The sequence below is a fragment of the Bartonella sp. AP11XZML genome (assembly GCF_042196445.1).
In the GTDB taxonomy this organism is placed as follows: domain Bacteria; phylum Pseudomonadota; class Alphaproteobacteria; order Rhizobiales; family Rhizobiaceae; genus Bartonella.
In genome coordinates this window covers 1-10,273 of record NZ_JBHIQF010000020.1, presented here as the reverse complement: position 1 = coordinate 10,273, position 10,273 = coordinate 1, and the positions used below count along the sequence as shown (strand labels likewise).

Annotated in this window: 11 protein-coding genes and 1 pseudogene; 3 read left to right on the top strand and 9 right to left on the bottom strand. The window is 41.8% G+C overall.

Going from position 1 to position 10,273, the window contains the following annotated elements; translation table 11 throughout:
* Positions 1-70 precede the first annotated feature (70 nt).
* Together ACFIMG_RS02190 and ACFIMG_RS02185 are read right to left on the bottom strand one after the other, a co-directional pair.
* A pseudogene (locus ACFIMG_RS02190) lies at positions 71-1,575 on the bottom strand (hypothetical protein).
* Position 1,576: 1 nt separating this feature from the next.
* Entirely contained in the window at positions 1,577-2,284 is a 708-nt protein-coding gene (locus tag ACFIMG_RS02185; protein ID WP_375693558.1) for a hypothetical protein, read from the bottom strand.
* Between the two features lie 65 nt (positions 2,285-2,349).
* On the opposite strand from ACFIMG_RS02185, the gene ACFIMG_RS02180 reads away from it, so the two are divergent.
* Complete coding sequence (locus ACFIMG_RS02180; protein ID WP_017196508.1) at positions 2,350-2,661, top strand: type II toxin-antitoxin system RelE/ParE family toxin; 312 nt, start codon at positions 2,350-2,352, stop codon at positions 2,659-2,661.
* Positions 2,642-2,923, top strand: coding sequence for an addiction module antidote protein (locus tag ACFIMG_RS02175; protein WP_273788712.1), 282 nt, complete (start codon positions 2,642-2,644; stop codon positions 2,921-2,923). Before ACFIMG_RS02180 ends, ACFIMG_RS02175 begins: the two co-directional genes overlap by 20 nt.
* A gap of 34 nt (positions 2,924-2,957) precedes the next feature.
* On the opposite strand, the gene ACFIMG_RS02170 is transcribed toward ACFIMG_RS02175, so the two are convergent.
* From ACFIMG_RS02170 to ACFIMG_RS02145, 6 genes are all read right to left on the bottom strand, one after another.
* Positions 2,958-3,338: a hypothetical protein gene (locus ACFIMG_RS02170; protein ID WP_375607487.1), complete on the bottom strand. Its 381-nt coding sequence runs from the start codon at positions 3,336-3,338 to the stop codon at positions 2,958-2,960.
* A 23-nt stretch (positions 3,339-3,361) separates the two neighbouring features.
* The gene (locus tag ACFIMG_RS02165) at positions 3,362-4,486 is read right to left on the bottom strand and encodes a N4-gp56 family major capsid protein (RefSeq protein ID WP_375679336.1); all 1,125 of its coding nucleotides are present in this window, start codon (positions 4,484-4,486) and stop codon (positions 3,362-3,364) included.
* A gap of 91 nt (positions 4,487-4,577) precedes the next feature.
* Positions 4,578-5,465 (bottom strand): hypothetical protein, encoded by an 888-nt coding sequence (locus ACFIMG_RS02160; RefSeq protein ID WP_375679337.1) that lies wholly within the window; start codon positions 5,463-5,465, stop codon positions 4,578-4,580.
* A 13-nt stretch (positions 5,466-5,478) separates the two neighbouring features.
* On the bottom strand, positions 5,479-7,497 hold the full coding sequence (locus ACFIMG_RS02155; RefSeq protein ID WP_375679338.1) for a portal protein: 2,019 nt from the start codon (positions 7,495-7,497) through the stop codon (positions 5,479-5,481).
* Positions 7,482-8,810 carry a PBSX family phage terminase large subunit gene (locus ACFIMG_RS02150; RefSeq protein WP_375679339.1) on the bottom strand — a complete coding sequence of 443 codons (1,329 nt, stop codon included), beginning with the start codon at positions 8,808-8,810 and terminating at the stop codon, positions 7,482-7,484. Before ACFIMG_RS02150 ends, ACFIMG_RS02155 begins: the two co-directional genes overlap by 16 nt.
* Positions 8,791-9,126: a hypothetical protein gene (locus ACFIMG_RS02145; RefSeq protein ID WP_375637144.1), complete on the bottom strand. Its 336-nt coding sequence runs from the start codon at positions 9,124-9,126 to the stop codon at positions 8,791-8,793. The genes ACFIMG_RS02150 and ACFIMG_RS02145 overlap by 20 nt, the downstream gene beginning before the upstream one ends.
* 212 nt (positions 9,127-9,338) lie before the next feature.
* Here ACFIMG_RS02145 and ACFIMG_RS02140 point away from each other — a divergent pair, with 212 nt between their 5' ends.
* A complete protein-coding gene (locus tag ACFIMG_RS02140) occupies positions 9,339-9,887 on the top strand; it encodes a hypothetical protein (protein ID WP_375637143.1) in 549 nt (182 codons plus the stop codon).
* On the opposite strand, the gene ACFIMG_RS02135 is transcribed toward ACFIMG_RS02140, so the two are convergent.
* The coding region (locus ACFIMG_RS02135; RefSeq protein WP_375679340.1) for a hypothetical protein at positions 9,871-10,273 on the bottom strand (403 nt) is incomplete at its 5' end. The two genes, ACFIMG_RS02140 and ACFIMG_RS02135, sit on opposite strands and share 17 nt — an antisense overlap.

The following is a 10,273-nucleotide window of genomic DNA, read 5'->3' as shown; positions in this document are numbered from 1 at the left end:
GCAATGATGTCTTCAAGATAAGGCGCTATACGCTCCATATCCCAAGACGTGGTCAAAAAGACTTTTGCCATTACCCTCTGCCTAAAGGACGTAAATCCACATTAAACCCTGTGATATGGTTCCAATGAACGCCTTCAGGAATACGCAATTTAAAGCGGTGATAACGATTGCGCGAACGACCATGATAAGCACCCGTAAGATAAGAACACACCCTCTCCTTATGCCATGTGATCGGCGTCTGATCATTACGAAGCCGACGTTCCCCTATGCTTAAAAGTCCTTCCGTCGTATCCACCTCTGCAAACATTTTCGTGATAAAGTTAAAACTTCCATCTGGTGCTCCCATTTCTTGCGAAACAACCGTTGCCTCCATCGGTGCTCCCGTAAACATAACAAGTCTATTTTCATCATCAAAAGCACCAAGCATTGGAGCGCCACTTTGCCAACGAGGGCTGTCTAAAGAAGCCGGCAAGGACTCAAGATTGATCGAAATCTCATCTAACTGTTCTAAAGTATACCCTGTCGTAAACACTGGAAACAACGTGAAAGGTTTTCCCTGTAGCGTCGACCATTTCTGCAAGCCCCAATCATAGACAAAGGTCGTTTGCTCGTTATTGCCTCTCTTTATGGACCAGTAAATCCGGTTATCAATGGGATCTATAACCCCTTGCATCTCATCAAGAGCAAACTTATCAAATGTTTTAAAAACCGTTCTATCAACCTTTTCAAAACCTATCGGTAAAAGTTGACCATCCAAACTCATCTGATAAAAACCACCATCACCTGCAAAAAAAGCATCACTCCCTCGACACGCTATAGAGGCTGCACTGCGCGCTCCACGCTTGTCTTGGATCTTTTGAAAAGCAAACGGGCTCTTGGAACCTAACGTCAAAGAACCAGCATAAATAGCAGAACGAAGAAAAATAAGGGGATTGGTTGTTTCTGTTGCCCCCTGCACATATTCTCCATCTTGGAAATCCATATAACCACTAACATTATATTGAGTCTCCCATAGNCTTGGAAATCCATATAACCACTAACATTATATTGAGTCTCCCATAGAGTTTCATCGCCTTCTCCAGACCAATGAATGCGATTGGGATTATCTGTCAATTGCATCAAACAAACAAAAGGTCCCCAAACTTTGACCAATCCTGCTTTCGGTGGATTGCCTTCTAAATCTTCAAACCGTTCAGAACTAAGAACCTTGAAAACTTGCGGTTTATCATTTTTATTCACCGCAATAACCATGTTTTTAAAAAGAGCAAACGACCATTTATTCTCTTCATGCGCATGATAAGTCACACCACTTTGACTTATGTCCTTCCAACCCTTCGTTTGACTATCATAACTGTAAAGCTTTTGCTTGCCTCCTACGATTATCTTAACACCATTACCGCTTCTAAAGGCGATTGAACCCAAGGGCTTTTCTTCCAAAGGATTAGAAACAACCATTGCACTAGGCATGGGTATGTAACCACCATCTGCCGGTAAAACATTCACAAGGCTATCCGTAAAACTGCCGTTGACAACCGCAACATCCGGTCTGTAATCGGCAATGGGAAAATAAACCATGCTAAAAATCCGTTGGTATTATTCTAGTCACGTTATGACGTTGAGACGTCTCTGCACGCAATTCATGCAACTGTTCGTTAAAGTCATTGTACGCTGCCGTTGCACAATCGGGTTCTTTAAGAATATTCTTGTACAGTTCATATTTTGCACGCGCCTTAATCAAATCAAACGCGTGCACAAACCATGGATGCTCCTCATCAACACTCTCTATCTCTGATAAACGCAATGGAGAGAGAATGAGTTGAATCTGATAGGCTCTATCCGGCGTGGGATAAAGATGTAATTTCCTATCAAAATAACTGTAACAAACCGGCGTTCCTTGCTGCTCTGATGATAACAAAGGCTCTAAAGAAACATGGTCCTTACACTCCAATGCAAACTTATGATGTTGATCAGAACTCAGATAAACGTTTTTGATTTTAACAGCACTTTCGATATGGCTGGTAGTGCTTGCATCATAAACACCTTGTCCCGCCCGTGTCTCAAACACCACATCACGGCTTTCGTTAAAGTAAAAGGTCTCCCGTTCACAAAAACGAATGGCTGCAAAAATGCTTTCTTGGATTTGTTGAACATACTCATCGGCTATGTCATCAATCTCATCTTGAATAACCGACACTAAGTGCGAAAGTGTTCTCTTATGACGATAAACATCTCGCTTTACTGGTATCGGTCCTCCGGTCTTAACCCGAATATAATGACGTGTCATCAAAATACCTCTCAGTAAAAATTATTACTATTGATATTATATATATTGTGTAGTATAGTGCACTGATGGTAGCGATAATAAAAACAACAGATGAATTCGATAACTGGTTAGAAAAACTTAAAGACAGAAAAGCTGCTAATATAATTCTTGCAAGGCTTCATAGAATTCGTTCAGGGCTTTTGGGTGATGCAAAGTTTTTTAATGGTATAGGTGAATTACGTATCCACTATGGTGCTGGTTACCGAATTTATTTTACAAAAAAAGGCGATAAAATCATTATATTGCTTTGTGGTGGTGACAAATCCACACAATCCAGTGATATTCAAAAAGCCTTATCTCTTTTAGAGGATCTTAAAAATGAAATTGAAAACCTTTAACTTTGAAAAACACCTCACAACACCAGAATCTCAAGAAGTCTTTTTAAATGAAGCCTTTAAAACTGGTGATGCCTCTCATATAGCGGATGCCCTTGGTATTGTTGCTAGAGCACAAAATATGAGTGCCTTAGCAAAAGAAACCAATCGCGAACGCAGTGGATTATACCGCTCTTTAAGCAAAACAGGTGATCCTAAACTTTCTACCTTAGTCGCTGTCTTATCTGCCCTTAATTTACAACTCTCTGTACAATCTGCTCCATAAATCGTGAGGGGAATTAAGCCTTCCCCTATACCTCTCAACGATTGGTCACGAATTGCACGACCACAACACACTCACCAGCCGCGGTTGTTTTATCCCGTGTTGCATAAAGCGTAAGCTCTTGATCTTCTGGAACAAACTCTTTTTGGTTGGTTGATGTAAAATCTTGAGTGCTTTGGGTTTTGATATCCTTTTCACTAAACTCATTACCACCATAGGTGCTGCCTATCTTTAATTTCGCATCCGAAAACGCTGTCTTCACAAACGCTTTAATCGAAAGGATCATTGCACCACGCGGTAAAGTCCCGATTTTGCGCGTCAAATGCTTATCTTTATGCGAGATATTCAAGCGAAAAAAACTCACTTGTTGCGTAACCAAATTTCTCCCTTGTAGGGGCTGTGGTAATCCTTCTGCCATGTTTTATTTCCTTTCTTTGAAAATTAAGAAGGCTTTTCGCCTGTGCAAGTTGAAACAACAACGGTTCCGAAATCTTGCGCATGTTGTCCTCTTCCAGGCATTTGGAAACGTGTTTTCTTCATGCCTATGATTGTCTTAGCTGCAACACCATATACTCGTTGATAATCATCAAGCTCTTCAACCAACTTATAGCGCATGTCTTGATTTTCTGCTCCAAAGGCAAGCATCACACTTTGTGCACCCAGTAATACAGCACGTCGGACATTTTCTTCAACACTACCATCGGATTTAACACCATGGGTTACATGTTCGGATTCTCGTAAAATCACACCATTATACATGCCTAAAGAGCCATCAAAAATCGGGTTCTTCGCGCGCGAACCTGAATAAACTGCCTTTTGTATATCAAGCCACTGACCAGTATCGGTATTGGTACGCAATTGCATAACTTGTATGGGATGAAGATACATGACGTAAACATTCGAACCACCAACACGTACTGGTCTGATTTTGGGGTTAGCCAACTTTGCAACTTTAACAGCTTCATCTATGAGCTTCAAACTAAAGCTATGTTTGGCTAACTCTTTAACATCTTCATCCTTAGTTTTACCATCTGGTCGCACAATGCGCTTACTGCTTGGTGTCAATGGTGCATTAAAACCATAATACAATTCATCAAGTTCAACTTCACGTCCTTCAAACTTTATTGTAGGCGCTGTATATCCGCAAACTTGAAGAAAAAACATCAAACTCAAACGGTCTGCAAACCAATCAACCAATGCCTTATGTGCTTCGTCGCGTAAACTAAACAAAATACGTTGTTGATCAATCGTACCTTTATTTTTTGTTGAAACAGCGTTATTAAGTTCATTGATATATAATTTATCATGGAGAAATTGGAGCGCTTCTTCATTGCCTTTAAGCGTTTCACCCTCGCTTACACCACGCCCCATAATCTGTGCTCGTAAGCTAAACGTAACACAATCTCCGCCTTCTTTCCTAAGTTCATTTTTGACTTGAATGATACTATTGGAGCCTTCTCCCATTAACGGTTCAATATCAAGCGCTTTAGACGCTTCATAATTTAATCTCTTTGACCAAGCTTTCACCGCTTGAGCATCATTAATAGGTATACGTGTTATTGCCATTGATTTTACCTTTCTTTGCTATAAAAAAACCGGCTTAAAGCCGGCAAAAACCCGCATTAAAAGCGGATTACGTTATGCACCTAGACTATAATCAGCCATCGCGCCCCATTAACTTATCAAAAATGATTTGATTCTTAGGATTGCTATACCATTCTCCAAATTCTTTATCAGACATATTTCCAATAGATTCTAAAGTCATAGGACCCGTCACGCCCCCTCCTCCAGATGCTGTTAAGGTTCTCGCAGAATTCTGACGGCTTTGAAGTGCTGCAACTTGATTATTCGCTTGCACTGCTTGGTTCTGATAGCCAAGGTTTTGCGCTATTCTATAAATTTCTTCTGCCGGATTGAGATCTCTTTGTGCACAAGTCGCTACAATCGTACGCAATTCATTCCTTATGATCTCAGAAATTGTGTTTGGATCTGCATACTCAGGATAAAGTGACGACCAAGAACTCAATTCCTTCGCACGCTTCTCATAAAGAAAATTTGCCGCGTCACCAAAATCACTGGATTTATTTTGAAACGACTTAACAGAATTGTTGAAAAACTGACCAAGACGTATATCATGCTGCTGCTGTTCCTCAGCTTGTCTTAGCGCTTCTTTCTGTTCCCTAATATACGCATCCTGCTCTCGAATCTTTTTTCCCATCCAACTCATATAGCCAATAATGTCTTGTGTAGGGTCTGGGGGTGCATTTTCACCTTCAACCATTGGCGTCTGGGACTGGGGTTCATAAAGCTTGACAAGCGCTTCACGAGCTTGTTTGGCTTGTTGCTCCATACGCTGCTGTTCTATACTAGGAACAATCTCTGAAGGCTTTTCAACGGGCTGTGCAACCGGCTCTGGAGACGTAATGTCATCATTATCAATCGTTTCACCATCATAAGTGCCGGCATCAAAAGAGCTCTCATCATCAAAGACCGGTGCTCCAACTCTGTAATCTTCATTCATAGCTTCGTTCATTTCTGCATTCATTCTCTAACCTCTCTCAAATGCTTCTTCCTCTGTATGTTGCCGCTCTTTCACGCATGATTTGATTTTGCGCTCGTTCATTAAGAATACGCTCCCGTTCAAGCTCATGCTTCTGTTGCATCAATTCAGCTTCCAATTCTGCTCTCTTTTGACGCATAACCAATTCAATCTGCTTGCCTTGTAAATCCATCTGTTGCATCTGACTTTTAGCCGCAATATCTTGCTGCTTTTCCTGCAACTTCATTTCTTGTTCCGGATTCATTTGCTGTTGTTGGGCTTGTTGTGCCATTTGCTGCTGTTGCATCTTCTCACTCACACGATTAAGCAATGACGCAGGCAATGGAGAATAACGAAGTAGATCAAGCATAATATCCGGCGTAATCGCATTTTGAAGCAATGGGAGCAGCTGTGTGATGATACCAAAGGTGCGCTCTTTCTCATTCGGGCTGGTTGGAGCATCATCGACAACAATGTCATACTCGACACTCGTTACTTCTTCACGCGTCAATGGAATATATTGCGCATTCTCTTCACCAGATATCCGTACCAAACGACCATCGGACAAGTAATTCTGTATCAAGTGCAAAATAATCTTACCCTGCCGCTTGCGGTACAAACGTAAACCATCAAACAGACAAGCAAGCAGATTTAAACTGGATTGGCGTCGTTGTGCCTCCAAAATACCCGCTTGTGTCACTTCCCTTGTACCAATGAATTCGGGTGATAAACCCGTCACCTGATTAATTGCTTCCTTAGCTTCATTAAACAGTTGGAAAAAGCCTTGTGGAAACTGTGCTACAGGCTTTGGTTGTATTTTACCACCTGCCAATGCGTTAGGTTTAACCCATGTAATACTGTCTGATCGGCTTAAACTTTTTGCTGCTTCTCTCTCATCCTTAAATGCACCACTCTCTGCCATTATCCCGCCTTTGGATTGGCTATTAAGGATATACATCACTTGACTAAAGTACTTATTCGCCCACCGTTGTGGGTCTTTTGTAGGACGCACAACCCCATAAAATTGCCGTTCTATCTTGTCAAAATACCCCGTTATACACTCCCAACCCAATTGACCCGCTGGAACCAAAGGTTGATCAGGGGATTCAAGCAATTTCCTCCCTAAAAAAGCACGCCTTACAACCTTTTTATTAAAAGCCGCCCCTTGAATATTAGGCATCATACATTGAAGCTGTTTAAATTCTTCCTCGCTATAATCACGAAATTCTCCAGTGCTTAAATCGGGCGCTTTGTAATATCGCTCGCTTTCAAACCAACGGCATTCAACAAGTGTAACCATCCGACGACCGTTTTCAACATCAATGCCCTTCTCATCATTATAAGCTTCAAGATCATTATGATGAATGCCCTCATAAGCAACCCCATCACGCGCCCAATCCGCACTCAGCTCTGTCCAATGAGATTTTGGAAACATCTGCTTGGCTACTTCCAAGGGCTTGCGGTCTACATACCACATGCGTTGTGCATCGGTTAAATTCGGTTGCACTGCCGCACTATCCCAGACCATTTTCAGTGGGTCTAAACGCGTAATTACCGGTTCACCATCAAGACTGTTTTCATAATCAAGGCGGGTATCAGTCCACCCCATGCCGCAGATAACCGCATCTTGGAAAGCATCACTATCAGCGTATTCTGCATGCGCCATGTCCCGAAACCATTCTGCCGCACCGGTAAGCAATTCACTAGGCAATGCCTTCCCTACTTGACGGGGAATAAACTGCACTTCTCGTTTATTGTTACGCTCTGAACCCACAACGGCATTAACCAATGGTGCAATACGATTAAACGTCATAACGGGGCGGCGTTGCTCTTTTAACGCCGCTAAATCAGCCTCATTCCACTGATCACCATTGTAAAATCGAAAATCCTCTCTTGCATGTTCGCGCCATTTATTCACATGCTCCACATCTTCTTTGTACCAGCTGACAAGCTTGCGAAATAAGCCTTCTGTCGACAAATCTGATGCGTTACTTTCTTTCTCTAAATGCTCTTCATCATACATCATTCTGCCATCCATGACGTGCTTTCATAAGTTTCTCTACCGCTATAAGCTGGTCGCTTTTGTATCGTCGGAGGTTCTTCATAAGCCACGCACATCAATCCAAAGGCATCTGCTCCATGACTGGACCAATCATGCTCTGCTCCCAAGCCAATATTGCGCTTCTCATCCCATTTCTCATGATACCAATTCAGTGCTTTACGACCCGCTACGGTTGTCTCTTCGTTAAACCATACTGAAGGTAAAATACGTCGCACCGCCTCTATTCGCATCTTAACAGCACCTGCCCCTTGATTAGGAATGACTTGCGTTTCAAAACCCGCATCATTTAAAGCACTCTCAAAACTCACATTGTGTACACGGTCTCTTGTTGCACCATCATGGGGGAGAACCATCAATGCCTTCTCATAGCCATTCTGACGTAACCAACCGATATGTTCCGATAAAGGCTGCCCCTGTGCTTCGTAATAATTAAGCACTCTAATTTCTCGCCCCACAAACTGTGCTATCCATATCGCCGTGGCATCTGCCTTGGCGCCTGTCCCCCCAATGTCCCAAAAAGCACGTATTTGCATTAAAGGGTCACGAGCAACACGCCCTATCCGCCCCTCCTGCTCGGCTGCCAACATCTCTTTCTGATAATAAGCGCCTTGAACCGCTGTAAGATAAGCCCCTTCCCAGATATGCTTATAGGTCTCTGGACGGTTTCTCAGATCATCAAGCCGCGCTTCATTCAAGATCTTGGGAAACTTCGGATTGTCTGACCAATTGATCTCTACACGCTTAATGGCTTCATTGTCTGAAAAGCGAAACCGCTTCTCAACGGGGGCATTCTCTCGCAACGGGTTCCATGTCACCCATAACTCTGCTCGCCACCCCTCGCCCTCTTCACGCAAAGTCGGTATAAGCGTCTGCCAAGCCGTCTCTGTAACGGGCTCTGCCTCATCAACCCAACAAAGCAAAATACGCCCCATCGATTTAATGCTCGCAATATTACGGTCCAGACCAGAAAACTGAAAGGCTACGCGACCATCTATCGACTTAATCGAAGATTCCCCAACCTTGTAATAGTCCTTTAAAAAGTCGTGCGCTTCAATGGCGCGCTTAATCTCCTCCAATGAACTTTCTGCCAAAGAATTCTGAAACTGACGTGCACAAAGAATGGTCCCCGATATCCCCTGCATACCAAATTGATAGCCTTTTAAAGCAGCCATCAAGGCAAATGATCTTGTCTTCCCAGACCCTCGTCCACCCCAAGCCGCTCGTACCAAAGCGTCTCCTGTAAAAATCGGTATAAGTTTTGGTACAATCTTAATCTGTCTTGTCGTCATTCATTGTTAAAGGAGCAATTTCTACACGCGTTATGATCTTAATGGCTCCCCCATCTTCACCTGTTACCTGTAAAGGCAACACCTTACCAAGCAACGCTAAATAAGCAGCGGGGCATTCCATAGCCTGCTTTTCCAAATAAGAGATCAAACCATCCTTGCCAATTTTATTCCCAGCATTCTCAGCAGCCTTAACCACTGCTTCTTTTAAAATGCGCGTCATCTTATTCGGAACGCCTTTGACACGCCCTTGACCTGCCTTTGGGGGTATACGCTTTTTAATGGGTTGTGGAGCCTGCTGTGTATTTTCTGATGTCATAAAATACGCCCTCCAGATAATAAAAAACCCCGCAAATGCGGGGATTCCAAACTGCACTGCCTCTCGTCTAGACACAATACGACAAGTGCCGTATTTGTCATTAAATACGATTTGCTACACTTTGTCAACACTAAAATAACACATATTGATAATTTCAAAGTGAATCAGTTAAACAGATAAAGTGCACATTAAGGTAGACATATAAGGTAGAAATGATGTTTATAAAAAAATCTTTATTTAGAAGCGTATTAATTATCGCACTTTTTACAACGTGTTTTATATCCACTTCAAATGGATATGCTAATTCTGAAGAATCTTCTTCATTTTTTAATAAGTTATTCTGTTCAAAAGTAACCACAGAATTAAAAACCGAACTTCATAATCACCTAATTCATGGAAACGAATGGTGGGAAAAAAGATTCAAAGAAATTAGAATGATAGAAGAAGTATATTTCTTGCATAACATGTCGACTTTATCAAAAGAACGTTTTGAACAACATGTAAATATGATAAGAGAATGGCATGATATACTGTGGGAAAGAAACAATAGTTTTAGCGATTTAACCGGCAGTATGCTACAAAAAATAAGTGCAATAGAGGATCTAAATAAAGCAAAACAATCTAAGAACCATATGGAGGAATCAGAAATTCTGAAAGCCCTTCCTATAATTGAAAAGCGGATAATTGAAAATAAAAGAAAACTTCATAAACTAGATTATGAAAGTGAAGCGTTATATAAGTTTATCATTCACTTTTATTGATAGTTACATAATTTTGCGAAAAATACTTTTGAAGCGCATTAAGAGCAACCTTTAGCGAACTCACAAGATGTAGTAATTCTTGATCTTCTATAACGAGGTACTGTAGCGCAGCGTGAAGATTGTACTGTCTATAAAGGCATTGTGCTTCTTTTAATGTCTCTTGTACGGCTTGATAGTGATTTGTTGCTTTTTGAACCCATTGTTCAAAGCTATCTGGATCTGAATTTGTAGACACATCATCATAAATTGCATTAGGCAAGCCTTTTGCGCAAAGGTAATTATTCCTTATCTGTAGATATTGCTGGGCGGCATCATGTTGCTCTTGTGTAAGCACGCCTTGCAAACAAAGCCGCCCGATATAGGTACCAGAAAGTGGATTTTTTGCC

Excerpts from the sequence above, each read along its gene's own strand:
- ACFIMG_RS02155 (WP_375679338.1), bottom strand. The coding sequence starts at position 7,497 with ATGGATGGCAGAATGATGTATGATGAAGAGCATTTAGAGAAAGAAAGT.
- ACFIMG_RS02175 (WP_273788712.1), top strand. The coding sequence starts at position 2,642 with ATGAAATTGAAAACCTTTAACTTTGAAAAACACCTCACAACACCAGAA.
- ACFIMG_RS02180 (WP_017196508.1), top strand. The coding sequence starts at position 2,350 with ATGGTAGCGATAATAAAAACAACAGATGAATTCGATAACTGGTTAGAA.
- ACFIMG_RS02145 (WP_375637144.1), bottom strand. The coding sequence starts at position 9,126 with ATGACATCAGAAAATACACAGCAGGCTCCACAACCCATTAAAAAGCGT.
- ACFIMG_RS02140 (WP_375637143.1), top strand. The coding sequence starts at position 9,339 with ATGATGTTTATAAAAAAATCTTTATTTAGAAGCGTATTAATTATCGCA.
- ACFIMG_RS02185 (WP_375693558.1), bottom strand. The coding sequence starts at position 2,284 with ATGACACGTCATTATATTCGGGTTAAGACCGGAGGACCGATACCAGTA.
- ACFIMG_RS02150 (WP_375679339.1), bottom strand. The coding sequence starts at position 8,810 with ATGACGACAAGACAGATTAAGATTGTACCAAAACTTATACCGATTTTT.
- ACFIMG_RS02170 (WP_375607487.1), bottom strand. The coding sequence starts at position 3,338 with ATGGCAGAAGGATTACCACAGCCCCTACAAGGGAGAAATTTGGTTACG.
- ACFIMG_RS02165 (WP_375679336.1), bottom strand. The coding sequence starts at position 4,486 with ATGGCAATAACACGTATACCTATTAATGATGCTCAAGCGGTGAAAGCT.
- ACFIMG_RS02160 (WP_375679337.1), bottom strand. The coding sequence starts at position 5,465 with ATGAATGCAGAAATGAACGAAGCTATGAATGAAGATTACAGAGTTGGA.